Here is a 25,818-nt window from a genome sequence, read left to right as displayed (position 1 = left end):
CTAGTTTGCACTCTGAGGTCAGACTCTGACCTTGATCACCACCTTGCGCACCGATGTCGGGGTATCGCCCGTGCCCGGCATGTGGATGTCACCCGGGAAGAAGAGGGCGAACATGCCGGCCTTGAGTTTGATATAGGAGGCATCGCTCCGGTTGGACTCATAATCAAACTCGGCATAGTCGTGCTTCTCGAAATAAGGCTTGGATGGCGTCTGCTGTGCCAGTGGCAGATAGCCGAATTCCTCTTCGCCGCTGACCACATATTGCACGTCTATGTATTTCCTGTGGACCTCGAAGGGCTCTGTGTCCCTCGGCTTGGTCTCATAGTCGTTGACTATCACGAAGATGTCTTCACCTTCCAGTGGGTAGCTGCCTGCCTCCAGCTTGCCGAAGTCTGTTGCTGCCAGATGTGCCAGCGCCCTGGCCAGGCGGGGATGGAGACTTGTGTAGAAATGGCGGTTGCCAAGGGTGTCGACTAGCATTTGTTTGCCCTGATAGAGGAGACTGATGGCGCAGATTATGCCTTGCCCAGGGCAATTAAAAAAGGCCATCGAGTGATGGCCTTTTTGTTGTTAATGTCGTTGCTTATGTCTTGGCTCCAGCCCAAGTCACATCGGGATCAGTAGCTGTACCTCATCTCGAGGAAGTAATAGCCGCCATTGAATCCGAAGGGGGTATTGGTCAGGGGGTAAACGAAGATGCCGTTGAAGTTGTTGTCATCCGGGCGTTTATCCGGATACACGTCGAACAGGTTCTGCACCCCGGCGGTGAAGCTGAGCGCATCCGTGGCGGCATACTTGACCGACAGATCCGTCACCCACTTGTCGCCGTATTCGACATCGCCACTGGAGTAGCCCACGCTGTAGCTGCCGAAGTAACTCAGGCGCAGGTTGGTGCTGAAGTCGCCCAAGTCATGGGTCAGGCCAACGCTGCCTGTGTGATTTGGCGTCGCCTTGGTCATGCGGGTCTGTTCTATAGCATCGAAGAGCTTGGTTTCCAAGCCATCGAGGACATTGGGCAAGTGTATGTCTTCAATTTCCGTCTTGTTGTAACCATAGGCCAGATTGGCTCTCAAGTTCCCATAGTGACCCATATCCATATTCTGGGTCATGACCAGATCTATGCCCCGGGTACGGGTGTCGACCGCATTGATGAAGAAACGTGCCGACTCGGCACTGGTCGTCGCCAAGGCGGCGGCGACCAGAGGCGAGTCATCCGGTGTCAGCTGGCTGGACAGCACTATGCGATCGTCGACCGAGATCTGGTAAGCGTCCAGGGTCACGGCCAGACCGTCGTTGTTGGTATATACCAGCCCCAGGCTGTAGGACTGGGAAATCTCGGCTTCCAGTTGGCCTATGTCCAGCGCCTTGGTGACAGGGGAAAGGGTATTGAAGGTACCCGACTCTGTCGGCACCAGTTGACCGGTGACGGGATCCGGGTTGAACAGGGTGGAGATGTTGGTGAAATAGAGTTGCTGCACGCTGGGGGCGCGAAAGCCGGTATTGGCCGTCGCCCGCAGGGCTAAGTTGTCGTTGAAGTCATAACGCCCGCTGAGCTTCCAGCTGGTGTTGCCGCCGAAGTCTGAATAGTCTTCATAGCGTAGCGCCGCCGCCCAGTAAAATTCATTGGTCAGCTGGTTTTCCAGCTCCATAAAGATGCCCTTGTTGGAGCGGGTCTCGTCCACTTCCGACTCGGGGGTGAAGCCGGTGAAGCCCTGGCTGCCGGCCGGCCTGTCCATATAACCACCGTTGATGTAAGAGCCTGATTCACCCGCCTCAATCTCATAGCCGTTCTGGCGCCATGACAAGCCTATTGCCAGCATGATTTCCGAGTCGTTGGCGAAATCGAAATAACGCGAGGCATCCAGGCTGACATTGGTCTCTGTGGTAGAGAGGGTGCCGGCATCGAAACGGGTCGGACTGTCTGGACCGAGAGAGGCGTTGAGCGTGTTGTCGACATTGTAGGTGAAGGCGTTGCTGCCATAGCCGGCCGAAGCGTCCAGGTTCCATTCGCCGAGTTCGAATTTGGTGCCGAGCACCAGGGAGCCATCGACTATGTCTGGGTTGATCTTCGGCAGGAAGCCGTCGGGGTAGATTTCCAGCAGGTTGCGGGAGTCGAGAGCCCGGCGGTAGAAGGCACCGGATTTGGTTTCTCGCTTGCTCAGGCCACCGAAGGCATAAAACTCGGCCTTGTCACCCATGGCCTTGCCCGCATTCACGAACAGGCCCAGGTTGTCGTATTCGGCATCGCCGACCTGGTGGTTCAGTTTGTTAAAGGTCAGTTCCCTGGGATCTTCACTGCCGTTGGCCAGCTTGGGGTACTGCTGACGCGGATCCAGCCCGGCGCGGTTGGTGGAATCCTTGTGATGGGCTTCCAGCGACAGGTTGATGAAGCCGTCATCTCCCAGGCCCATGCCATGATTCAGGCCAACCCGCCACTGCTGGCCGTCACCTTCGTAGGTTTGGCCTGCCTGGGCACTCAGGCTGCCGCCGTCGGCACTGTCCTTGAGCACCACGTTGATCACCCCGGCGATGGCATCCGAGCCATACTGGGCCGAAGCGCCATCGCGGAGAATTTCGATGCGTTTGATGGCCGTCATGGGGATGGCATTCAAGTCGACGTTGGAGGAGCCCTTGCCGACGGTGCCGCTTAGGTGAACCAGCGCCGAACCGTGACGGCGCTTGCCATTGACCAGCACCAAAGTGTGATCCGGCGACATGCCGCGCAGGCTGGCGGGACGCACTGCGTCCGAGCCATCCGTCACCGACGAGAAGGGGAAGTTATAGCTGGGAGCGGCGAACTGCAGCGCCTTGGCGGTTTCCGTCATGCCGGTGGACTCGAGCTGTTCGGCCGTGATGATGTCGACCGGTGCGGCACTGTCGGTCACAGTGCGCAGCGCGATGCGTGAGCCTATGATGGTAATTTTTTCGACCTGGGCTTGCTCGTCCGCGGCGTTGGCGGCAGGCAGGCTGAAATTGGCGGCTACCGCCAATGCGAGGAGTCCTAAGCGCATATAATCTCCCGATAATTTTTCTAATCAAACTGTTAAAGGCGCGCAGGTTACCACTGTTACAAATGATGCCAATAGACGTAAAAGTGATAACTCAGAGCCCGGTGTTATAGCTGTATGTTGTCTATGGGTTGCTCTTGTTGTCGAGTGATTCTATTTTTGCGGCATTTTTGTTGCTTTGTCGAGTAATGGCTTAAAAATTCAACAATTTCAGGTTAATTTTCTGATGTTTGGACTGAGCTAACGCGAAAATTTAGACAGCCAGGAATGGCTGTTGTAATCTTTTGAAGCGATTTTTTACCGACTTTTTGGAGTACAGACTTGCCTGCACTGCGTTTGCTCGCCGGTCCGACGGCATACAAGACACTCTCCGAGCAAGGGCTGAGGCCCGAGCTATTCAGCCAACTGCTGGCGGCCTCAGGCGGCCCCAAGTGGCTGGGCATTGCCGGAGTGGATAAGTATCTGTTCGGCGAGTTTTTCAAGGACAGGCAGGCGCCGCTCTATACCCTGGGCGCCTCGTCCGGTGCCTGGCGTCTGGCCTGTCTGGCACAGCAGGCGCCGCTTGAGGCCTATGCCAGGCTCGAGGACTTCTACATAGGCCAGCGCTACGAGACTAAGCCGAGCCGGGAAGCCGTCAGTGCCCAGGTTCAACTCATGGTGCAGGGGATTTTGGGCGACAAGGGCGCCGCGGCTCTGGCCGGCAATGGCGTCATTCGCAGCCACTTACTGGTGTGCCGCGGCAGACATTTGAACCGGGCCGAGGGGCGACTGGCATTGACTGCCGGCCTGGCGGGGACCGCCATGAGCAATCTAGTGAGCCGCAAGACCCTGGGCTGGCACTTCGAACGTTTCGTCTTCAGCCAGCAAGATCCCGCCTCGCCCTTCGCTTGCCTGCAGGATCTGCCCAGCCGTCAGGCCAGCCTGACCCGGGACAATGCGGCCAAGGTGATGCTGGCAACAGGATCTATTCCTTTGCTGTTGGCTCCTGTAACCGAGATCCCAGGGGTTGAGGCTGGGCATTACTATGATGGCGGCATCACGGATTATCATTTCGATCTGCCCCTATCCCATGCCCCCGGCTTGACCTTGTATCCGCACTTTTACCCCAAGATCACCCCGGGTTGGTTCGACAAGTCCCTGGGGTGGCGCCGGGCGGGAGTGAACTATGACAATGCCTTGATCTTAACGCCTTCGGCAGCATTTATTGCCAGTCTACCCTTCGCCAAGATCCCCGACAGGGAAGATTTCAAGACACTGGATACCGAGAGCCGCATGGCCTATTGGCGCCAAGCCGCCGCCATGAGTGAGCGCCTGGCCGAGGAGCTGGACCAAATCATCACCAAGGGCACGCTGGCGCAATGCCTGGAGCCCTTCGTTTAAATCTCCCCGGCTGCAACAAATCTCCTCCTGTCTATGTCTAATAGTTGAGAGCGTGGCGCTGGATGGCCGAAGTTGGTCCAACTGCTACACTTAAGTCGTTGATCAAACAAATCGACACTTTTCCGATCTCTTGGGGGAAGGGGGTGGCCATGAAAACACAGCAAATGGCGTTACTTACGCAGGATGCATTGTTGCTGCCCGATGGAAGGATAGAAGTGCGGATCGTCGAACCCCGTTACTTGACCATGGTCGCCAATGTCTTCAAAGGATACTACCCACTGGCCTTCGCCACCGCCAGGCGACACGGCCAGCCCCCTTGCTATCCCACGGCCACCCAGTGCGAGATCATAGACTTCAATCAGCTGCAGGACGACAGTCTCAGCATAGTGCTGGAAGGGCGTCAGCGGGTGAAAATCCTCTCTGCGGCTCAGCAGCTGGATAAGCTGTGGCTCGCCAGTACTCTGCCATGCCAGAACTGGGCCCAAGAACCCATCAGCGGCGAGTTCGAGCTGATCAGTGCGGCATTGGAACAGTTCTACCATGTCAATCCCGAATTGCTGGAACTCTACAATCATGTCAATCTGGACGATGCTTCATGGGTGAGCCAGCGCTGGCTCGAGGTGCTGCCCATGTACAACAGGGATAAACTGCTGCTGGTGAACCAACCCGATTGCCATAAGACCATGGATTTTGTGCTGCAGTTGATCAAGTCCCACGTCGAGTAGCCCAGGCCCGGCTTGGGCTCTGGCTATGGACTGAAAAAGCGAAAAGCGGCTAGAATAAGGCTTTCGTTGCCGCTGCCTTATCGACCAGAACCTGAATATGACCGCCAGTGCCCGCGCCGCCCAGCCCTCCTATGTCGTCTTGCCCCGTGAAATTGACCCGGACTCGACGGTACTGCAATTTCTGGTGCAACATTTCAATCGTATCGATGCCGCGACCTGGCGGACCCGGGTCCTGGAGGGCAAGGTGCACTGGCTCGATGGCAGCCTGATAACACGGGAGACCCAATGCCGTCCCATGGCCAGGGTCTACTACTACCGCGAGGTGCCTGTCGAGGCCAAGATCCCCTTCGAAGAACGGATACTGCATCAGGATGAGCATGCGATCCTCGTCTATAAACCACATTTCTTGCCCGTGACCCCGAGCGGCAACTTCGTCAACGAATGCCTGGTGCATAGGCTCAGGTTGAAGACGGGTATCAGCACCATAGTCCCGGCACACAGGCTGGACAGGGAGACGGCCGGTATCATCTTGATGACGGTCACCCCCGAGACCCGGCACCTGTATCATGCCCTGTTTGTCGATAAGCAGATACGCAAGGAGTATCAGGCATTGGCCCGGCTGACTCCGGCACTGCAGGCGCAACTGGCGGCCGGCGAGCTGCAGTTGCCGGTGCACTGGACAGTGAAGAACCGGCTGCAGAAGGGCCTGCCCAGCTTCACCATGAGAGTGGCAGAGGGCGAGGCCAACAGTCATTCGGAAATCAGTTTGGTGGCGGTCAAGGGCAATCTGGGCCTATTCGAACTCAGCCCCATCACGGGCAAGACACACCAGCTCAGGGTGCATATGCAGAGCCTGGGCATGCCCTTGCTCAACGACAGGTTTTACCCGCAATTACAGCCCAAGGGGGCGGATGATTTCGCCCAGCCGCTGCAATTACTGGCCAGGCGACTGAGCTTCATAGATCCCGTCAGCGGACTAAGCCGGGATCTGGCCTGCGAGGGTTTGACCCTCTAGCCAGGGAAGCGCCACCTGGGTCACATCCCTGGTGATAAAGCCGTGCGCAATCAGGCAATAATCCATAGACTAGGCCCAGTCAGCAACAGATAGCGTCAGGGGAAGACATGGCAAATATTATGATCACCGGAGCCACCGGCCTGTTGGGCAGGGCGGTCTGTGCCCGACTCGAGGGTGAGCATAGGCTGATCGCCACCGGCTTGAGTCGTGTCGGCGCAGGGCAACATAGCCTGGATCTGATCCAGGCGGAGCAGGTCCGGCGTTTCGTCGCCAGCCATAAGCCCGAGGTGATCATTCACTGTGCGGCGGAGCGCCGCCCAGATGTGTCCGAGCAGGATCCTCAGGCGACGCTGGCGCTGAATTTGAATGCCACCCGTACCTTGGCCGAGGCGGCTAAGGCCAATGGTGCCTGGCTGCTTTACATTTCAACCGATTATGTGTTTGACGGCACAGCGCCCGCATACGCCGAGCAGGACAGGCCCAATCCCCTGAACTTTTACGGTGAGTCCAAGTGGCGCGGCGAGCAGATAGTGGCCGAGACAGTTCCCGACGCCGCCGTGCTCAGGTTGCCGATACTCTATGGCAGAGTCGAGCGACTCGAGGAATCGGCTGTGCTCGTGTTGCTTAAATCTCTGCTCGACAAGCGTCCACAGGCGCTGGATCACTGGGCCATGCGCCGCCCCACCTCGACGGCCGATGTTGCCGCCGCCATGGCACAGCTCTTGCGCCTGAGGTTGCAAGGCCGGCCTCTGAGCGGCATTTATCATTTCAGCGCCGGGGAAACCCTGACTAAGTATCAGATGGCATTGGCCCTGGCCGATTTGCTCGGGCTGGATACGGCTCATCTGCATCCCATGGATGAGCCGGGTGACAGCGCCAAACGCCCCCATGACTGTACCCTGAAATGTGAGCGTTTGGCACGTCTGGGGATCTTGCCCGGGTTGAGCTTCATGGCAGGTGTCGAGGCGGCTTTGGCGCAGTCCGGACCGGCATTGGCCGAGGCCGGAGTCATGCCGACCGGGGCCGCGGCACAGTGAGAGTCAGCGGCCTTATCACGACCAACTCCAGGACCCAGGTGGCGTTGCTGCGCAGCCTGGCCCTGGTATTGCAGCTTATTCTCAGCCTGTTTGCCGCCGATACCTTCGGCCTGAGCCTGCAGCTTGACCCCTTGGTCCTCATCTGGGTGCTGGAAGCGCTATACCTGGGCTTCACCCTCAGGCTGGGTAAGGCCCTATTCGCCACCAGATCCGGCTTGTTTGTCGCTCTGACCGTCGACAGCCTGTTTTGGATAAGCTGGCTGTATTTCTCCGGCGGTGCCACCAATGCCTTCATTTCCTTGCTCTTGTTGCCCATAGCGCTGGCGGCTGTGACCTTGCCCATCTGGGCCCCCTGGCTCTTGACCCTGATGTCGACCCTGGCCTACAGCCTGATGCTCTTCAGTTTACCCGCAGAGCAGATGCAGCATCATGGCATGGACATGAGCTCGCACTACCTGGGAATGTGGCTCAATTTTTTGATCTCGGCACTGGTGATGACCACGAGCGTGGCCGTGATCGCCTCACGCATGCGCCGTCAGGATGCCGAACTGGCGTACATGCGTGAGGCACAGCTGAGGCAGGAGCAACTGTTGGCACTGGGCACGGCCTCGGCCCAGATGGCTCACCAATTGGCGACGCCGCTGTCCAGCCTGCGTTTGTTGCATGATGAGATAAGAGAAGACATTGGCGGGCCGTCTGTGTCCATCACTGAGATGGATGCGGCCCTGAGTCGCTGCGAGCACACGCTGAATGAGTTGCGCTCCGCCACCGAGTTCATCCGCTCCGGCAGACAAGTGGAGGAAAGGGTCGATGCGGTGATTCGCAGCCTGAGGCAAAAGATTTTGCTGCTGATGCCCCAGACCCGGGTGGACTGGCTCCTGGACGCAGAAGCAGACGCCTTGGCGCGGATCTGCATCTTGACCGACATGAGCCTGATCCCCGCCATCATGGCGCTGCTGGAAAATGCCGTCCGTGCCAATCTGGAGCATGCAGCCGACGTTGAGGTGCACTTGAGTGTCCGCTATTCCCGCTCGCAGCGGCAGCTCTGCATCGGCATTCGGGATTTTGGCCCGGGCATTGCTCCCGAAGTCTTGGCACAGCTCGGCAGCAGCCTGGTGCGTAACCCCAAAGGCATGGGGGCGGCGTTGCTGCTCAGCCATGCCAGCCTGGAGCGGCTCGGCGGGAAATTGCTCATGGCTAACCATCCTGAGGGGGGCACGGTAGCGGAAATTTGGCTGCCTGTGCTGCGGGTTGAAGACGCTGAGGAGGACGGCATGGAGCCCGGTGTTGCAGCTGACTGTGCCTCGCTCGCGGAGGAGAAGGCATGAACCGCATATTGATCATAGAAGACGATCTGGCCCTGGCCGAAGTGCTTGGCAGGCGCCTGGGGCGTCATGGCTTCGAGTGCCGCCTGAGCCATGATGCCAATGAGGCCCTGTTGGCGGCGCGTCAATTCAAACCCAGCCATATTTTGCTCGACATGAAACTGGCAGAGTCCAATGGCCTGGGATTGATAGTGCCCTTGCGGCAGCTATTGCCCCGAGTCACCCTGATATTGCTGACGGGCTACGCCAGCATAGCCACTGCGGTCGAGGCCATTCGCCTCGGGGCAGACAACTACCTGGCCAAGCCAGTCGACACTCAGACCTTGTTGGCCGCCTTGGCACAAATGAGTCCGCCGAGCCGGCAGAGCGAACTGGATGAATGGGTCGATGAAGCGCCACTGAGCCCCAAGAGGCTGGAATGGGAGCATATTCAGCAGGTGCTCAGTGCCAATCAGGGCAATGTATCCGCCACCGCCCGCCAATTGGGAATGCACAGGCGGACCCTGCAGCGCAAGTTACTCAAGAAACCGGCGGCGGATCACCGTTGCCAATAGCCGTACAGGCAGGGAATGCACAGGCGGACCCTGCAATGTAAGTTACTCAAGAAACCGGCGGCGGATCACCGTTGCCAATAGCCGTACAGGCAGGGAACGCACAGGCGGACCCTGCAATGTAAGCTACTCAAGAAACCGGCGGCGGATCACCGCAGCCAATAGCCGTACAGTCAAGGAATGCACAGGCGGACCCTGCAGCGCAAGTTACTCAAGAAACCGGCGGCGGATCACCGTTGCCAATAGCCGTACAGGCAGGGAATGCACAGGCGGACCCTGCAATGTAAGTTACTCAATAAACCGGCGGCGGATCACCGCAGCCAATAGCCGTGCGGAGCATCCCAGCTTTCCCGCTCGAACAGGGCGCGGGTCAGAGTGCCAAATTGTCCATTTAACATCTTACATATCCTCATATTTACCTGCTTGGGGCAGCTTGGCCACATTCGCCTTGCAAGCGCAGGGCGGTAAATGTGTTGCTCCGGAAAAAATCTACGGCGCCGCCCTGGCCTTGAGCTATCTTTAAACGATAAAAGCAAGAGGATGAATGAGATGAAATTGAAGTGGTTGGCACTGGCATGCTCAGTTATCTACTGCGCGGCATCTTATGGCGCTCAGGGCGATTATGAGGCCCGCAGCAACGCCATGGCGACCTCTGACCGCTTCATCCATCTGCATCGCCTGGATCCCGGCAATTCGCCGGCGGAGACCGACTTGCTGTCCCGGGGGCAGATGACTGCAGGCTCAGTGGCGGATCTCGGCTTAGCGCTGAGTTTTCCGCTGTCGATAGTCAACATGCCTGTCATGCTTGGGCTCTCCCCCGGGTTGCAATACCTGGACAGTCATTACTATGCCATGGCTGGCAACAACCTTGAGGCCGGTGAGTTAGATAATGACAGTTACCGCAACGAAGATCTCGGGTTCAATCTGGATGTCGGGGTTGCCATGGAATTAACCGAGGGACTGACTCTGGGCGTCTCGGGCCGCAATCTGTTCAGGCGTGAGCTGGAGAGGGTCGACCCCCTGGGGCGGGTACAGACCTACAGGGTCGCCCCCAGCGTCACTGCGGGTATCGCCTACGATTGGTCCATGCTGACCCTGAGCTCAGACATAGAGCTGACCCGTCACTATGAGTTTGCCGACATCGACGGTAGCCAGTATTGGCGCATGGGCGGTGAACTCAGGGCGACCGATTGGTTGTCATTGCGCCTCGGGTATAGGCAAGATCTTGAGGCTAAGACGGCCGGGCGTTATTCCATAGGCACTGGGGTTAGCCTTGGACGCGTGTTCAATCTGGACCTGGTTGGCATGTACGGCACGGATGATGCGATGGGCGCTGTGTTGCAAACTTCCTATCATTTCTGATGCCGGGTTCGCTCCCCTTCATTGGGCCAAGAGGCTCAGGCTCGACTTCACAGTCAATACCAATGCACTCACACCACACAAGATCAGGGTTACCGCCCTGGTCTTGTCTTTGTTGACCAGGCCAATCAGGCGTCCCGCCACCAGATAGCCGGCGAGCACGGATGGCAGCAAGAGCAAGGACAACCACAGATGCTTGGCTTGCAGCAGCCCGGTCAGCGCCAGTATGGCCAGGGCGATCAGCGAGCTGAAGATGAAGAAGGCCGACAGGGCGGCGCGAAACTGCCTCGCATCTTTGCCCGACAAGAGTATGGCCATGGGCGGTCCACCTATGGCGGCAATATTGCCGAAGATACCCGAGACGACCCCGGCACAGAAGAGGCTGATCCTGTTGATCGGCAGGCTGAATCTGAACAGGCTTAACAGCACCGCGATGGCCACTATGAAAGCGATCGCCAGGCCGAGCAGGGGTTGCGGCGCGAACAGCAGCAGACTGGCGCCGAGCAGGCCGCCGGGGATGCGCCCGAGCAGGGCATATTGCAGGCCGCCGAACTCCAGATGTCCTCTGTCTCTGAACAGGGATAGCAGGGAAATGGCGAAGCCCATCATGATCACGGGCGCCGGCACCAGCTGGGGATCCACTATGTACAACAGCGGGCTGGCGACCACAGCCAGGCCGAAACCTATCAGGCTCTGGGTCAGGGCGCCGAAGAAGATGATAAGTGACGCCAGCGCCAGGGTGTGGACTTCTATCATGAAGGGCTCATGGACAAGCTAAGATTCCGATGACACAAAGGGATCGCAATCCGATCCCTTTGTGTTTATTACTTTGTATTTTCGACCCGGGTAAGCAAATGCTTACTCCATGTCTTCCCACTCTATGCCCATCTCGTCCATCAGACGCTTGGCTTCGGCCGGGATGCTGTCCGGTGCGTCTTTGGACAAGTCTGCATCATCTGGCAAGGGTTGACCCGTGTAGGCGTGCAAGAAGGCCTCGCACAGCAGCTCGCTGTTGGTCGCATGACGCAGGTTGTTGACCTGGCGACGGGTGCGTTCGTCGGTCAGTACCTTCAGTACTTTCAGAGGAATGGAGACAGTGATCTTCTTGACCTGTTCATTCTTCTTCCCATGTTCAGCATAAGGGCTGATGTATTCACCATTCCATTCAGTCATGCACTCACCTGTAAAATCTTTAAATTCGGGGCAGATTTTAACCCCTTACGAAGCACAGTCAAATTATTGCTGCGAATTCACCATGATTAGGAATGGATTTCTTTATGTTTAGACGTCCAAACGGCCAAACTCTTATTGACGCTACTGTCCGGCTTAGGTACATTTAGACGTCCAGACATCTTTATGGTGTGATTCCAGCCTTCAGGAGCCGAACATGACTGAGCGTCGATTAGCCACAGTGGCAGTGCGTCAGGGGATAGAGAGCGATACTCAGCATGGTGCCGTGGTGCCGCCCATCTATCTGTCGACCAACTATGCCTTCGACGGTCACACCAACCCCAGAGAGTTCGATTACAGCCGCTCGGGTAACCCGACCCGCTGTATCCTGGGTGAAGCCCTGGCCAAGCTGGAGCATGGCAGTACCGGCATAGTGACCTGCACCGGCATGGCGGCCATCACCCTGGTGACCAGCCTGCTCGGCCCTGATGATCTCCTGGTGGTGCCCCACGACTGCTATGGCGGCAGCTACCGCCTGTTCACCAACCTGGCGAACAAGGGAGCGTTCAAATTGATCGTGGTCGATCAGGGGGATGAAGCCGCATTGGCCCAGGCCATAGCACAGAAACCTAAGCTGGTCTGGCTGGAGACCCCATCGAATCCGCTGCTGCGGGTGGTGGATATCGCCAGCATAGCCAGTGCCAGCCATGAGGTCGGCGCCCTGGTGCTGGTGGACAACACCTTCCTGTCACCCGTGTTGCAGCAGCCGCTGTTGCTCGGCGCCGACCTGGTGCTCCATTCCACCACCAAGTATATCAATGGTCACAGCGACGTGGTCGGCGGCGCCGTGGTGGCCAAAGACCCTGAAATCGGCGAGCGCCTGCACTGGTGGTCCAACACCCTGGGGTTGACGGGTTCGGCCTTCGACAGCTACCTGACCCTGAGGGGGCTGCGCACCCTGGCGGTGCGTATCCGTGAACATCAGAACAATGCCCAGCGCATCGTCGAGCTGCTGCAGGCCAGCGAGCAGGTGAGCCGGGTTTACTACCCGGGGATCGCCAGTCATCCTGGCCATGCCATAGCCGCCAGGCAGCAATTGGGTTTCGGTGCCATGCTGAGCTTCGAGCTCGCAGGCGGCGAGGCGGAACTGGTGGCCTTTCTCGGGGCGCTCAAGCTGTTTTCCGTGGCCGAGAGCCTGGGTGGGGTCGAGAGCCTGGTGGCTGTGCCTGCCACCATGACCCACAGGGCGATGGCGCCAGAGGCGCGTTGCGACGCCGGCATCAAGGACACCCTGCTGCGGCTGTCCGTCGGTATCGAAGATGGCGAGGATCTCTTGGCCGATATCAGTGCCGGCCTGGCGGCCGTCGCCGCCTGTCGCCGGTAACACTAAGTTAAAACGTTGATTAAGGAGTAACCCATGGCGCGTTGTCATTTGCACAAATTTGGCGGCTCCAGTCTGGCCGACGCAGATTGCTACCGCCGGGTGGTGCATATCTTGCTGACCCATGGCCACAGCGACGATCTCGTGGTGGTCTCCGCCGCGGGCAAGAGCACCAATTTCCTCTATAAGCTGCTGGCGCTGCGCGACGACGGTCAGCTATGGCAGGAAGAGCTGCAACAGCTGATAGCCTATCAGCAGAATCTGATCGAACAGCTGTTATCCAACGAGCATGCCAGGGAACTGCGTGAGCGCCTGGCGACGGATAAGGCTCAGCTGATCAGCCTGTTGTCGCTGGAGCTGCGCAACGACTACCAGCTCAACCAGGTGGTGAGCTTCGGTGAGCGCTGGTCGGCACGCCTGATGGCGGCGCTGCTGCGCGAATCGGGTGTGGCCGCCTCCCATGTGGATGCCTGTGGCCTGCTGATCGCCGACGAGGGCGCCGTGCCCAAGATCCGGGTGGCCGACTCCAGGGACAGGCTGCAGGCCTTGCTGGCCGCCCATCCCAACGAGCGCCTGGTGATCACAGGTTTCATCTGCGCCAATACCCGGGGTGACACCTTGCTGCTGGGGCGCAACGGCTCCGACTTCAGCGCCACCCTGATCGCCAGCCTGGCCGACATAGAGAGGGTGACCATATGGACGGATGTGGAAGGGGTGTTCAACGCAGATCCCAACAAGATCAACGATGCCAAGCTGCTTGCCAGCATGTCGCTGGCCGAAGCCGATCGCCTGGCCCGCCTGGGCTCGCCTGTGCTGCATTCCCGCACCCTGCAGCCATTGTTTGATACCCGCGTCAGCCTGGCGGTGCGCTCCAGCTATGCATCACACACGGACTTTACCCTGATAGCACCACAGAGCTCATCGGCCAGTGCCCCTGTGGTGACCAGCCTGAGTAGCGTTTCACTGTTCAATTTCAAGCTGAGCCATGAATTGGGCGAACTGTTGTTGTTGCTCGAGCAAGCCGGTTTGATGCCCCTGGCCCATTGGTCACTGGCGCAGCAAAGGGTCGAATTGGCCTTCACCCAGGAGAATGAGAAGCAGGTATCGGCCCTGTTGCAAACCCTGGCGGCCGAACTCGCACTCGAAGATCTCAGGGTCGACAATCAGCTGGGGCTGGTGGCGCTGGTGAGCGCCGATGCGGCGAACTTCAGACGCAGCTTCGCCCGGCTGCTGAGCCGCGATGCCAGGCCCCTGTATTCGGGTGACTCCAGCCTGGTGACCCTGGTGCCCCAGGCACAGGTGAACCTCCTGACCCAGAAGGTACACCGCCGCTGCGCCGGTCCGAGAATGCGCATAGGGGTGGTGCTGCTCGGCGTCGGCAACATAGGTCAGGCCTGGATAGACTTGTTCGGCCGTGCGGCCGCAGGACTCAGTAACGAACTCGAGGCCAGCGTCGAACTCCTCGGCCTGGTCGGCTCGAAAAGAGCGCTGCTCTGTGACACAGGCATAGATGCCGCCAATTGGCGCTCAGACTTCGAGGCAAACGCCTGTGCCTGGCAATTCGATCGACTCCTGGAACAACTGCAAGGGCTCGACTGTGATGAGCTGGTGGCATTGGATATCAGCGCCAGCGCCAGTTTGACCCTGCAGTATCCCGAGTTCTTCGCCCGCGGCATTCACCTGGTCAGCGCCAACAAACTGGCCGGCTCGGGTCCCTTGGCCTTCTATCGTGAGTTGAAACAACAGCTGGGCAACAGACGCTTATTCTGGCGCTATAACGCCAGCTGTGGTGCGGGCCTGCCCATTCAGCATGCGCTCAACGACTTGCATAACAGCGGTGACAAGATCCAGGCCGTCGGTGGCATCTTCTCCGGTACCCTTTGCTGGTTGTTCGAAAACTATGATGGCAGCAAGCCGTTCTCTGAACTTGTGCTTGAGGCCAAGGGCCTGGGGATCACAGAGCCGGATCCCAGGGACGATCTCTCGGGGCGGGACATGCAGCGCAAGTTGCTGATCCTCGCCCGCGAAATAGGTCTGGAGCTGGAGTTGGCGGATATCCAGCTCAATTCCCTGGTACCTGAGGCGCTCGCCGGCTTGCCCCTGGAGCAGTTTGTCGCGCGCATCGCCGAGCTGGATAGGGATATGTTGCAGCAGTTTGCCGCCGCAGCCGAGCAGAACAAGGTGCTCAGGTATGTCGCCTCGCTCGACAGCCTGGACGCTGAGCTTAAGGCCGAGGTCGGCCTGCAATGGGTGGACAGGCATCATCCCTATGCCAACCTGACCCCTGGCGACAACGTGTTCGTGATCCGCAGCGCCTTCTATCAGGGCAATCCGCTGATCATCCGCGGTCCGGGCGCCGGCCGTGAGGTCACGGCCGCCGCTGTGCAGTCGGATCTGGCGCAGATCTGCCGCGATCTGTTATTGGAGTGACGTCTTGGTTCGACCGGGTTTCGCTGCATGCAGGGCTCATTCGAGCCCTTTTTTATTGCCTGGTTTTCCCCATGCTGAAAATGATCCCATGAGGGCATATTTTGACTTGACTTAACTCTCAGTTTCTCTAGTATGTGGACATATAGACGTCTAAACGTCCGTTAAGAATAACATTACAGGTTTCGAGGGAGCACACATGGCTTTTCACCACGCACAACATTCACATTCGCTGAACCAGAGTCTGTCTGAGCTCAATGGCGACATCAATGTGTCCTTCGAATTCTTCCCGCCCTCAAGCCCTGAAATGGAACAGATACTCTGGAACTCGGTGCGCCGGTTGGAGCCGCTCAATCCCAAGTTTGTGTCCGTCACCTACGGCGCCAACTCCGGGGTGCGTGACCGCACCCACGGCGTGATAGAACGCATCCAGAATGAGACCAAGCTGGTGGCGGCGCCGCATCTGACCCTGGTGGATGCCAGCGACGAGGAACTGCTGGAGCTGGCCAAGCATTACTGGCATTCAGGGGTGCGTGACATAGTGGCGCTGCGCGGCGACTTGCCGGCGGGCAGCCCCAAGCCGACCCGTTTCGCCGCCGATCTGGTGCGTCTGCTGCGCAGCGTGGCCGACTTCGACATCTCGGTTGCCGCCTATCCGGAGGTGCATCCGGATGCCGCCAATGCCCAGGCGGATCTGATCAACCTCAAGCGCAAGATAGACGCGGGTGCCAGCCGGGCCATCACCCAGTTCTTCTTCGACGTCGAGTCCTACCTGAGGTTCCGCGATCGCTGCGTCGCCGCCGGCATAGACGTGGAGATAGTGCCCGGCATCTTGCCTGTGACCAACTTCACCCAGCTGAAACGTTTCGCCGGCATGACCAATGTGTCGCTGCCGGGCTGGCTGCACCAGCAATTCGAGGGGCTGGAAAATGATGCCGCCACCCGTCAGCTGGTCGGTGCCAACGTGGCGATCGACATGGTGAAGGTGCTGTCCCGCGAGGGGGTCAAGGACTTCCATTTCTATACCCTCAACCGCGCCGAGCTGACCTACGCCATCTGCCATACCCTGGGTGTCAGGCCCGGGGTCTGATCCCGTCCAGCACAGTTTTCCCCCTAGAGACGCCGGCATAGCCGGCGTTTTTTATGCCTGCCTGAGTTTCCCGTCACTCAAATTTTTCATGCCTTAATTGCCAGGTTTTCCGGCGACTTAGCCCTGGGATGCCGGCCGGTGAGCGCAAAATTTTCATCCCGGCTATTTACTTAGCCTGCTAACTAACTATAATGCTTAGCAGGCTAAGTAAATTGGGTGTACTGATGAAAACCGAACTTGAGAGGTTGAGAGAGTTGTCGCTGGCGGAGCGTCTGGGACGCCTGCATAGGCTGTGGTGCAACGTGGCCTGCATGGAATTGCAGCCCATGGGCCTGACCTATTCGCGCTGGACAGCGCTGTGGAAGCTGGTGCGCCTGGGGGATAACCTGAGCCAGAAGGTGCTCGCCGAGGCGCTGGAAATCGAAGTGGCCTCGCTGATGCGCACCCTGGGACAGCTGGAGCAGCAGGGCCTGGTGAGCCGGCATGCCTGCACCCAGGACAAGCGCGCGAGGATCGTCAGCCTCACCCCAGCCGGGCACGAACTGGTGGCGCAGGTGGAGGCCCACATAATGCAGGTCAGAAGGGAATTGTTGCAGGGCATAAGCGAGACAGAGTTGAGCGAATTCGAGCGGATCATAGGCCTCATCAGCGACAACGCCAGTGCCAAACTGGCGACCGCCAGCGCCACGCCCAAGCAAGACTGTAAGTAGCAGAGATAAGTGAGACACGAGATGACACCGGATCAACATTTTTCCCGTTTAGTTAAATCGGCCATGCTGGGCTTCGCCCTGGTTTTTGGCTATTTTTTGTTTGCCGACACCGCCATGCCGCTGACGCCCCAGGCGATGGCCACCCGGGTAGTGACCAAGGTGACTCCTCAGGTGAGCGGCAAGATCCTGGCCATAGGCGTAGCCAACAACCAGAGTGTGACCAAGGGCGAGCTGCTGTTCCAGATAGACCCGGCGCCGTTCGAATTGGCACTGGAGCAGGCCAAGCTGGCATTGGAGCAGGCGCGCCAGGACAATGCCGAGCTGGATGCGGCCCTGCTGGCGGCCGAGGCCGAGGTCAAGGCCAACACCAGCATAGCGGCGCAGAAACGCAGCGAGGCCAAGCGTCTGAATGCCTTGTTCGCCAGCCATGGGGTGTCGCAGCAACTCAGGGATCAGGCCGACAGTGATGCGGCATCGGCGCACGCCCAGCTGCTCGCCGCCAAGGCCAGGGTCGACAAGCTGAGAGTCAGCCGCGGCAGCGAGGGGGAAGGCAATCTCAAGTTGCGCCAGGCCGGCAACATGCTGGCCAAGGCGCAGCTGAACCTCAGTTATACCAAGGTGCGCGCCGATCAGGACGGCATAGTCACCAACCTGCAGCTCGAAGTCGGCAGCTTCGCCACCCAGGGCCAGCCGCTGCTGGCGCTGGTATCGGACAAGCTGGATATCATCGCCGATTTTCGTGAGAAGAGTCTGCGCAACCTGGCGGCGGATTCCCGGGCGCTGATCGCCTTCGACAGCGAGCCCGGCCGTCTGTATCCCGCCGGGGTGATAAGTCAGGATGCCGGGGTGAGTGCCGGCCAGTTCGATGCCAACGGCCGACTGGCCTCGCCGGTGGAGTCGGATCGCTGGGTGCGCGATGCCCAGCGGCTGCGGCTGCACCTGCAGCTGGAGCAGGGATTGGATCACCGGTTGCCGGCGGGAGCCAGGGCAACGGTACAGCTGCTGCCCGACAACAGTGTTACCCGTGCCTTGGCCTGGGCGCAGATCAAGGCCATCAGCCTGCTGCACTATATCTACTAAGCCGCGGAGCCCAGCATGCTATTGAACCATATCCCATCGACCGCCAATGACGTGCGCCAGTGTCTGAGGATCGCCGGTGGTGCCACGACCGGTTTCTTGCTGAGCAAGCTGTTTGGCCTGAACTACGGGGTCTTTTTCACCGTGTTTCCCATGCTGCTGCTGGGGCTGGTGCCCAGGGTGAGTGCCCATGTGATACGGCAGATGCTGCTGTCTTCGCTGGTGTCCGGACTGGAGGTCGGCCTGCTGGGTGGCCTGTTCGGCGATCAGCCGGGGATCATGACCCCGCTGGTGTTCGTGCTCTTCCTCTACCGCTTTGCCGCCATGTCCAGGGGCAGCCTGTTCCTGTTCGGGGCCAGTGGGGTGCTGAACCTGAGCATAATGCTGCATTTTTCCAGTTACCCCCAGGTCGATCTCAATACCCTGATAGTCACTAATATCGGCGCCACTCTGCTGTCTGTGCTGCTGGCATTATTGATGACGGCCCTGTGGCCGGACGTCACGCCCAGGACGCCTCCCAAGCCGGCCCCCAAGGCGCCGCACCGCATGCGCCATGAGGCCCTGCTCGGTGCCGGGGTCGCGACCCTGTCCTACCTGGTGTTCCAGGTGCTGGATCTCAGCGATTCCTTATCGGCGCTGGCGACCACAGTGCTGTTGCTGTTTCCCATGCACTGGAACGGCGCCCTGGGCTATGCCCGCAAGCGCGCCATGGGCACGGTGCTCGGGGTCACCCTAGGCCTGCTGGTGCAGTTCATCCTCTATAATTGGTCCGGGCTGTTGCTCCTGATAGTGCCGCTGCTGTGGGTCGGCTTCATGCTCTGTTCCCTGGCCCATGTGAAGGAGGCCAGCGGCTCGGGCGTCGGCTTCGGCGCCATGACCACCCTGGGCATCCTCTTCGGCCAGTACCTGGCACCGGGCAAGGACTTCATCTTCAGCGCCTTCTACCGGGTCGGCAGCATCTCGGTGGCGATAGTCGCCACCCTGTTGGCCTGTTATCTGTTGCATAAACTCCTCAACAGCTTCGAGGCGACCCGCTTCGGCTAGGCCGGACCCTTGTCGTGACTGTTACCGGAGGGATATGATGGCGGTAGCCGGGCAGGGGCCAGGCAAGAGGAGGATAGGCAGATGCAGAAGATTCACCCGCTACACAAGGCCAGTTGCCACTGCGGCGCCGTGGTGTTGGCGCTGAGTCTGCCCCAGGGGCTGGTCAGGCTGCGCCGCTGCAATTGCTCCATGTGCCGTCGGCGCGGGGCGATCGTCGCCTCCGTGCCGCTGGCGGATCTCAAGATACTCGAGGGAGAGGACAAGCTGAGTCTGTATCGCTTCAACACCCGCACGGCCAAACATTTCTTCTGCTCCGTCTGTGGCATCTATACCCATCATCAACGCAGATCCGAACCGGGCGAATATGCCTTCAACGTGGCCTGCCTCGAGGGCGTGGATCCCTATGAGTTGGGGGAGATTCCCCTGCTCGATGGCGTCAATCATCCGAGCGACAGGCAAACAGAATGACAGACACAGGAGAGGCCGCCATGCCGCTTAAGGAACGAGACAGCGGGGCCAAGTTCTGCCCCCTATGCCGCCAGGCGAATCACTGCGCCGTGCTGGCGGGCCGGGGGATTGAGGATTGCTGGTGCGCGCAGCAGACATTTCCGCCCCTGGCCAAGCCGGCCGACGCCGGCGCCTGCATCTGTGAAGCTTGCCTGAGGCGGCTGCAACAGGAAGCCGCCTCAGGCTATAAGCGCCTGGATTAACAGGGCTTAGGCTTTAGAGTTTAGAGCTCAGAGGTCTGAGAGGCCGGCGTTGGCTGGCCGCGGCGCCAATCCCACAACAACACCAGTCCCAGCCCCAGCAAGCCGGCGATGCGTACCAAGGGCTGTTCGACCAACATGCTGCCGGCGATGGCCAGCAAGAGCAGGCGAATGCCCGGCTTGAGGCCATTCACCAGCCGCCCCTCTATGCCACAGGCGAAGGCGACGATCAGCCCCATGGTGGCCAGGATCGCCAGGCTGAACTCCATTCCAGTTTCTCCGGCCCGCCACAGGAGGCCCGAGTAGGCCATCATCAGCGGGATGATGAAGAAACCGAAGGCCAGCTTGAAGGCCTGGACCGCAGACTTCATAGGCGAGGCGCCGGCTATGCCGGCGCCGGCGAAGGCCGCCAGCGCTATCGGCGGGGTGACGTTGGACGTCTGCGACAGCCAGAAGACGATGAGGTGGGCGGTGAGGATCGGCAGGCCAAATTCATTCAACGCCGGCACCGCCATCACGGACAAGACTATGTAGGCCGCGGTCACAGGCAGGCCCATGCCCAGTACCACAGCGGCCAGGGCGATCAGTATGAAGGCCCCCCAGAGATAGCCGCCGGACAGGGCCAGCAGCGCCTGGGTGAATTGCAGCCCTATGCCGGTCTGGCCTACCACTCCTACCACTATCCCAGCCGTGGCACAGGCGGCACTGATGGGCAAGATCATCAGCGCGCCGCCCCGCAGGCCGGACAGGAGTGCCGCCCCCGATACCCAGGTCTTGCGCCGGCTGAAGGCCGCCACCACTATCGCCAGGCAGCCCGCCAGCCCTACCAATACCGGCGAATAGCTCAGTAGCAGCAGGGCGGTGATCAGCACCAGTGGCAGCAGATAATGCCAGCCTTGGCGTACCACAGCGCCTATCTTCTCCACCTGGGTCATGCCCTCGAGCCCGAGCTTGCAGGCCATCAGATGCACATAGAGCAAGGTGCAGAAGAAATACAGCAGCGCCGGGGCTATGGACACCAGCAGAATCTCCGCATAGGGCAGGCCGGTGAACTGGGCCATCACGAAGGCGCCGGCCCCCATCACAGGCGGCATTATCTGGCCCCCAGTGGAGGCCGCGGCTTCTATGCCGGCCGCCTGCTCAGGCTTATAACCCAGCCGCTTCATCATGGGTATGGTCAGTGCGCCTGTGGTGACGGTATTGGCGATCGCCGAGCCGGAGATGGAGCCCAGCGCCGCCGAGGCCAGCACCGAGGCCTTGGCCGGGCCGCCGCGGTACTTGCCGGCGATGGCGAAGGCACAGTCGATGAAGAACTGGCCGGCCCCTGTGACCTGCAGCAGGGCGCCGAAGAGCACGAACACGAATACCACCCCGGCCGAGATGGCCAGCGGCGCACCGAATACCCCGTTGGTGGAAAAGATGTGGAAGCGGATCACCTCCTGCAGCTCGAAACCCTTGCTGGCAAATTGCGCCGGCAGCACATCGCCATACAAGGTATAGGCGAGAAAGAGTATGGCGATGGCACTCATGATCCAACCCACGGTTCTGCGGGTGGCCTCCAGCAGCAAGCAGAGCAACAGGGCACCGCTGTAGAGATCGACTGGGGTCAGTCCGTCCATCAGGAAACTGAGATCGTCATAGTCGAAGCTGGACAGCACATAGCCGGCCCAGACGCTGGCGCAGACGCAGAGGAAGTCCAGCCCGCGTCCCAAGTGATATATCGGCTTGGGCGCCGTCTTGGCGAAGCTGGGGCTGACCAGGAAGATCAGCACCAGTACCCAGCTCAGGTGCAGGGGTAAGAACACGGGCGCCGACAGCTCGGCCGCCAGACCATGCCAGATCTGAAACAGGGTGAGGCCGATGGCGATGGCGCCTATCAGATAATCGAAACCGCCAAGTTTGGCGGTTGGGGGCTCTTGGTATTCCATTCGGGCTATTGGTCCTTCATCTTGGTGAGGAAGGCCTGGCTGCTGGCATGGAGCGGCACCCCCTGCAGCTTGTCCATGTTGCCGACCGTGGTGTTCTTGGCGTCGGCTATCACCTTGCTTATCTTGTCCATGTTGCCGAAGGCGGTTTCCAGCATCCGGGTGGCCAGCGCAGGATCCAGATCTTTCTTCACCACCAGGACATTCCACACAGCTGGGGCCGTAAATGCCGTGACCTTGTTATAGGTCTCGGCGGGGATCTCCATGCCGCTGTAGGCGGGCAGAGCGGCATGCACCTTGGCCAGCTCGGCTTGGCTGAAGGAGAGGATACGGATATCCCGGGTCAGCGCCAATTCAGTGATGGCGCCGACGCCGGCACTGCCTATGATGACACCCGCGTCTATCTGACCATTGGCGAGGGCATTGGTGGTGGCAGTGTAGTTCAGGCTCTGGGCCTTGAAGTCGCCCTGGTGAATACCCAGAGCCTCGAGGATCGCCGTAGAGCCGACCCGGGTGCCTGAGCCGGGGGCCCCAACGGAGATCTTCTTGCCCTTCAGATCCGCTATGGTGTTAATGCTTGAGTCGGCCGGCACTATGAATTGCACTACGTTGGGGTAGAGGGCGAAGAGCACGGCCACATCCAGTGGCTTGCGAAACGGCGCCCGTCCCTGGATGGCGGACGCGACCGAATCCCCCATGGCTATGCCTACCAGCTGTTGTCCTGAGGAGACCTTGATGATGTTTTCCACCGAGGCGGCCGTGACTTCGGCGCGCATGTTGAAATTCTCTATGTTGTCGCTCCACACCTTGGCCAGCATGCCGCCAAGCGGATAATAGGTGCCACTCTGGCTGCCCGTGCCTATGCTGTAGTTGGCGGCGCCTGCGGGCAGGCTGATGGCGAGTGACAGGGCCAGGAGGGTGCGTTTGAGTCTTGAGGTCATGATCTAGTCCTTTAATTTTTATATGCCAGTGTATTGCTAACCTGGTCGGAGCGCTGTGAGACTTTAGTGGAAGCGTCAGCATAACCCCAGTCATCACTCACGTCGAGGCCAACAGCCAGGTGCTTAAGCCGGGCTGCGCGACGCGACGCCGAATTGCCCGGGTTGCTTCAGTTAAGCCTGGCATAAGCTTGCACCTGCAGGCTAAGCTTAACTGGCGCTGCAGAAGATGAGTCGCAGCCCAATGACAGACTGCAGAGCAAGGCAGAGACAACAGACAAAATAACCCGGGAATACCAGAGTGAGCCAAGTGCAAAATGATTTTAAGCTGACAGACATACGGGCGGTGATCTTCGACCTCGACGGTACCCTGGCGCATTCCAACCCGGACTTCGCCGGCCTGAGGCGTGAGCTGGGGATCGCCTCGGGCACGGATATCCTGGCCCATCTGCATGAGCTGAGGGATCCAGGGGAGCGCCAACGGGCCCAGGCGCTGGTGCATGAGTATGAGATGGCCAGCTCGGCGGCGGCCAGCTGGGTTGCCGGCGCCAGGGAGCTGATCTGTTATCTGCAGCAGCTGGAGATGCCGCTGGCGATCCTGACACGTAACATGCGGGCGGCGGCGCAGCTGACTATCGACAAACTTGGGATAGAAATAACCACAGTGCTGACCCGTGACGATGCCAGGGCCAAACCTGCGCCCGACGGCCTGCACAGGATCTGCGATCTGTGGCAGATCCCGGCGGCGCAGGTGCTCTACATAGGTGACTATATTTACGATCTGCAAACGGCGCGCAATGCCGGTGCCAGGAGTGGCCTCTATTGTCCGGATGCCTTGCCGGATTACGCTTCCCAGGCCGATCTGCTGATCCCCTGTTACCATGAGTTGATCTGTGCCTGGCCCAAAGAGCGCGCTTGAGCCGAGGCAATAAATCCGAGGCAATAAAAAAGGAGCCATGGGCTCCTTTTTTATCGGCGACAGCCTGGGCTGTCGTTGCTGTGATTAACCGTTATCGCGTGGTTTGCGCGGCTTGCGGTCACCCAGTGGCTTGTCGCCGCGAGGCTTACGCTCACCCATGGGCTTGTCGCTGCGGGGACGACGCGGTGCGCCACGGCCGGCATCCGGCAGTACCTGATCGCCCACTTCACGTATGTTCAGTGGCTTGCCACAGACGCGTACCTTCCTCAGGTGTTGCAGCACTTCCTTCGGCATGCCGTCCGGCAGATCGACGGTCGTCATCTGATCGTACAGTTGGATCTGGCCTATGTAGCGGCTGTCTATGTTGGCTTCGTTGGCGATGGCGCCCACTATGTTGCCCACACCCACACCATTTTCACGACCCACATCTATGACGAAACGGCACATCTTCATGTCCGGGTTGTCTTTGAGTGCTTCGGCACTGCCGAAACTGGTCGGTGATGGACGGGCGTCACGACGTGGACGTTCGCCTCTCTCGCTGCGCTCGCGTGGCGCACGTTCATCACGGCTGTCACGGGCACGTTCGTGGATAGAAGGCAATTGCAGCGGGCGTTCCTGCTGAACCTGATGCAGCAGGGCAGCGGCCAGCAGATCTGTGTCCACTTCCAGCTGGTTGCATAGCTGGGCAACCGCATTCTTCATGAATTCCAGATCGCCACTGATGGTCTGGGCGATCTGCTCGCCAAGACGTGACAGACGGCGCTCGGCGACGGTTTCCGGCGTTGGAATGGCCATGGGGGAGATGCGGCTGTTGGTGGCACGTTCTATGGTGCGCAGCATGCGCATCTCACGGTTGGTCACGAACAGTATCGCCATACCTGTACGGCCGGCACGACCGGTACGACCGATCCTGTGGACGTAGGCTTCTGAATCATAAGGGATATCGTAGTTAACTACGTGACCTATACGCTCAACGTCCAGACCGCGGGCGGCGACGTCTGTGGCGATCAATATGTCCAGCTTGCCGCGTTTCAGCTGATCTACCGCGCGTTCACGGGCCTGCTGGTTCATGTCACCGTGCAGGGGGGATGAGGCATAACCACGGGCTTCCAGTTTCTCGGCCAGCTCGACACAAGAGTTACGGGTACGCACGAAGATGATGATGCCTTCGGTGTTTTCCACTTCCAGTACCCGCACCAGAGCTTCGAGTTTGTTGTGCTGAGAAACCTGCACGAAACGTTGCTCGATAGACTCGACCGTGGTGTGACTGGCGGCGATGCTGATGTTGACCGGCTTGTTAAGGTGTTGATTGGCAACACGCTTGATCTGTTCCGGCATGGTGGCAGAGAAGAGGGCCAGTTGGCGCTCGCTCGGTGTATGCTCGAGGATCCATTCTATGTCGTCGATGAAGCCCATTTTCAGCATTTCATCGGCTTCGTCCAGCACCAGGGCTTTCAGGGAATCCAGCTTCAGGGTGCCGCGACGCATGTGGTCCATGACGCGACCCGGTGTGCCTACTATGACTTGAGGACCACGTTTCAGGGCATTCAGCTGTTGCTGCATGCTTTGGCCACCATAGATAGGCAGTACGTGGAAGCCTTTCATGAATTTGGCGTAGCTGGCGAAAGCCTCGGCAACCTGCACCGCCAGTTCGCGGGTGGGTGCCAGGACTAAAATCTGTGGCGTAGACTGGCTGGTGACCTTGTTTAACAAGGGTAATGCGAAGGCACCGGTCTTACCCGTACCTGTTTGTGCCTGACCTATGATGTCCTGGCCTGCCATGAGGGGATCGATACTGGCAGATTGAATAGGCGTTGGTTTTTCATAACCTAGCTCGTCGAGAGCACGCAACAAGTTCTCGGACAGGCCGAGTTCACGGAAAGTTCTTTCATTGGATGACATTGGGTTGTAGCCTTGTGGATGCGCACGGAGTTGCGCTTAAGTTTCACAGACAGAAAATCAACCCCGTGTCGATTTCCCGCACCGAAAACGCCAGATTATAGCAGCATCACTCCGCCTTTACCAATCAC

General features: G+C 59.3%; 23 protein-coding genes. 16 read left to right on the top strand and 7 right to left on the bottom strand.

What is annotated here, in order from left to right; genetic code table 11:
- Positions 1-18 precede the first annotated feature (18 nt).
- On the bottom strand, positions 19-480 hold the full coding sequence (locus LZP73_RS05970; protein WP_234234226.1) for a YhcH/YjgK/YiaL family protein: 462 nt from the start codon (positions 478-480) through the stop codon (positions 19-21).
- Positions 481-617: 137 nt separating this feature from the next.
- Positions 618-3,011: a TonB-dependent receptor plug domain-containing protein gene (locus LZP73_RS05965; protein WP_234233560.1), complete on the bottom strand. Its 2,394-nt coding sequence runs from the start codon at positions 3,009-3,011 to the stop codon at positions 618-620.
- A 318-nt stretch (positions 3,012-3,329) separates the two neighbouring features.
- Here LZP73_RS05965 and LZP73_RS05960 point away from each other — a divergent pair, with 318 nt between their 5' ends.
- From LZP73_RS05960 to traF, 7 genes are all read left to right on the top strand, one after another.
- A complete protein-coding gene (locus LZP73_RS05960; protein WP_234233559.1) occupies positions 3,330-4,388 on the top strand; it encodes an alpha/beta hydrolase in 1,059 nt (352 codons plus the stop codon).
- A 149-nt stretch (positions 4,389-4,537) separates the two neighbouring features.
- Positions 4,538-5,113, top strand: a complete 576-nt coding sequence (locus LZP73_RS05955; protein WP_169564615.1) for an LON peptidase substrate-binding domain-containing protein — start codon at positions 4,538-4,540, stop codon at positions 5,111-5,113.
- A 97-nt stretch (positions 5,114-5,210) separates the two neighbouring features.
- Entirely contained in the window at positions 5,211-6,128 is a 918-nt protein-coding gene (locus LZP73_RS05950; protein ID WP_234233558.1) for a pseudouridine synthase, read from the top strand.
- A 107-nt stretch (positions 6,129-6,235) separates the two neighbouring features.
- Positions 6,236-7,165, top strand: a complete 930-nt coding sequence (locus LZP73_RS05945; RefSeq protein ID WP_234233557.1) for a dTDP-4-dehydrorhamnose reductase family protein — start codon at positions 6,236-6,238, stop codon at positions 7,163-7,165.
- On the top strand, positions 7,162-8,493 hold the full coding sequence (locus LZP73_RS05940; protein WP_234233556.1) for a sensor histidine kinase: 1,332 nt from the start codon (positions 7,162-7,164) through the stop codon (positions 8,491-8,493). The genes LZP73_RS05945 and LZP73_RS05940 overlap by 4 nt, the downstream gene beginning before the upstream one ends.
- The gene (locus tag LZP73_RS05935) at positions 8,490-9,044 is read left to right on the top strand and encodes a response regulator transcription factor (RefSeq protein ID WP_234233555.1); all 555 of its coding nucleotides are present in this window, start codon (positions 8,490-8,492) and stop codon (positions 9,042-9,044) included. Before LZP73_RS05940 ends, LZP73_RS05935 begins: the two co-directional genes overlap by 4 nt.
- Positions 9,045-9,590: 546 nt before the next feature.
- Positions 9,591-10,403, top strand: coding sequence for a conjugal transfer protein TraF (traF, locus tag LZP73_RS05930; protein WP_234233554.1), 813 nt, complete (start codon positions 9,591-9,593; stop codon positions 10,401-10,403).
- A gap of 18 nt (positions 10,404-10,421) precedes the next feature.
- On the opposite strand, the gene LZP73_RS05925 is transcribed toward traF, so the two are convergent.
- Both LZP73_RS05925 and metJ read right to left on the bottom strand, forming a co-directional pair.
- Positions 10,422-11,156 (bottom strand): sulfite exporter TauE/SafE family protein, encoded by a 735-nt coding sequence (locus LZP73_RS05925; RefSeq protein WP_234233553.1) that lies wholly within the window; start codon positions 11,154-11,156, stop codon positions 10,422-10,424.
- A 102-nt stretch (positions 11,157-11,258) separates the two neighbouring features.
- Entirely contained in the window at positions 11,259-11,573 is a 315-nt protein-coding gene (metJ, locus tag LZP73_RS05920; protein WP_234233552.1) for a met regulon transcriptional regulator MetJ, read from the bottom strand.
- Positions 11,574-11,787: 214 nt separating this feature from the next.
- Between metJ and metB the strand changes: the two genes are divergently transcribed.
- The 8 genes from metB (at position 11,788) to LZP73_RS05880 (ending at position 20,009) form a co-directional block, all read left to right on the top strand.
- The gene (metB, locus tag LZP73_RS05915; RefSeq protein WP_234233551.1) at positions 11,788-12,954 is read left to right on the top strand and encodes a cystathionine gamma-synthase; all 1,167 of its coding nucleotides are present in this window, start codon (positions 11,788-11,790) and stop codon (positions 12,952-12,954) included.
- A 33-nt stretch (positions 12,955-12,987) separates the two neighbouring features.
- Positions 12,988-15,381: a bifunctional aspartate kinase/homoserine dehydrogenase II gene (locus LZP73_RS05910; protein ID WP_234233550.1), complete on the top strand. Its 2,394-nt coding sequence runs from the start codon at positions 12,988-12,990 to the stop codon at positions 15,379-15,381.
- A 196-nt stretch (positions 15,382-15,577) separates the two neighbouring features.
- On the top strand, positions 15,578-16,468 hold the full coding sequence (gene metF, locus LZP73_RS05905) for a methylenetetrahydrofolate reductase (protein WP_234233549.1): 891 nt from the start codon (positions 15,578-15,580) through the stop codon (positions 16,466-16,468).
- A gap of 224 nt (positions 16,469-16,692) precedes the next feature.
- Positions 16,693-17,178, top strand: coding sequence for a MarR family transcriptional regulator (locus LZP73_RS05900; protein WP_234233548.1), 486 nt, complete (start codon positions 16,693-16,695; stop codon positions 17,176-17,178).
- A gap of 21 nt (positions 17,179-17,199) precedes the next feature.
- On the top strand, positions 17,200-18,258 hold the full coding sequence (locus tag LZP73_RS05895) for an HlyD family secretion protein (protein ID WP_234233547.1): 1,059 nt from the start codon (positions 17,200-17,202) through the stop codon (positions 18,256-18,258).
- A gap of 15 nt (positions 18,259-18,273) precedes the next feature.
- On the top strand, positions 18,274-19,299 hold the full coding sequence (locus LZP73_RS05890) for a DUF2955 domain-containing protein (protein ID WP_234233546.1): 1,026 nt from the start codon (positions 18,274-18,276) through the stop codon (positions 19,297-19,299).
- Between the two features lie 81 nt (positions 19,300-19,380).
- Positions 19,381-19,767, top strand: a complete 387-nt coding sequence (locus LZP73_RS05885) for a GFA family protein (protein ID WP_234233545.1) — start codon at positions 19,381-19,383, stop codon at positions 19,765-19,767.
- Complete coding sequence (locus LZP73_RS05880; protein ID WP_234233544.1) at positions 19,764-20,009, top strand: cysteine-rich CWC family protein; 246 nt, start codon at positions 19,764-19,766, stop codon at positions 20,007-20,009. Before LZP73_RS05885 ends, LZP73_RS05880 begins: the two co-directional genes overlap by 4 nt.
- 20 nt (positions 20,010-20,029) lie before the next feature.
- Here LZP73_RS05880 and LZP73_RS05875 read toward each other — a convergent pair whose 3' ends face one another.
- A complete protein-coding gene (locus LZP73_RS05875; protein ID WP_234233543.1) occupies positions 20,030-21,934 on the bottom strand; it encodes a TRAP transporter permease in 1,905 nt (634 codons plus the stop codon).
- A 5-nt stretch (positions 21,935-21,939) separates the two neighbouring features.
- Entirely contained in the window at positions 21,940-22,872 is a 933-nt protein-coding gene (locus LZP73_RS05870; RefSeq protein WP_234233542.1) for a TAXI family TRAP transporter solute-binding subunit, read from the bottom strand.
- Between the two features lie 298 nt (positions 22,873-23,170).
- Here LZP73_RS05870 and LZP73_RS05865 point away from each other — a divergent pair, with 298 nt between their 5' ends.
- The gene (locus LZP73_RS05865; protein ID WP_234233541.1) at positions 23,171-23,788 is read left to right on the top strand and encodes an HAD family hydrolase; all 618 of its coding nucleotides are present in this window, start codon (positions 23,171-23,173) and stop codon (positions 23,786-23,788) included.
- 84 nt (positions 23,789-23,872) lie between these two features.
- Here the strand turns inward: LZP73_RS05865 and LZP73_RS05860 are convergent, their stop codons facing one another.
- A complete protein-coding gene (locus LZP73_RS05860) occupies positions 23,873-25,690 on the bottom strand; it encodes a DEAD/DEAH box helicase (protein WP_234233540.1) in 1,818 nt (605 codons plus the stop codon).
- Positions 25,691-25,818: the final 128 nt, after the last annotated feature.

Origin of the sequence: Shewanella sp. AS16, assembly GCF_021412365.1 — a bacterium.
In the GTDB taxonomy this organism is placed as follows: domain Bacteria; phylum Pseudomonadota; class Gammaproteobacteria; order Enterobacterales; family Shewanellaceae; genus Shewanella; species Shewanella salipaludis.
This window is presented reverse-complemented; position numbering and strand designations above follow the sequence as displayed.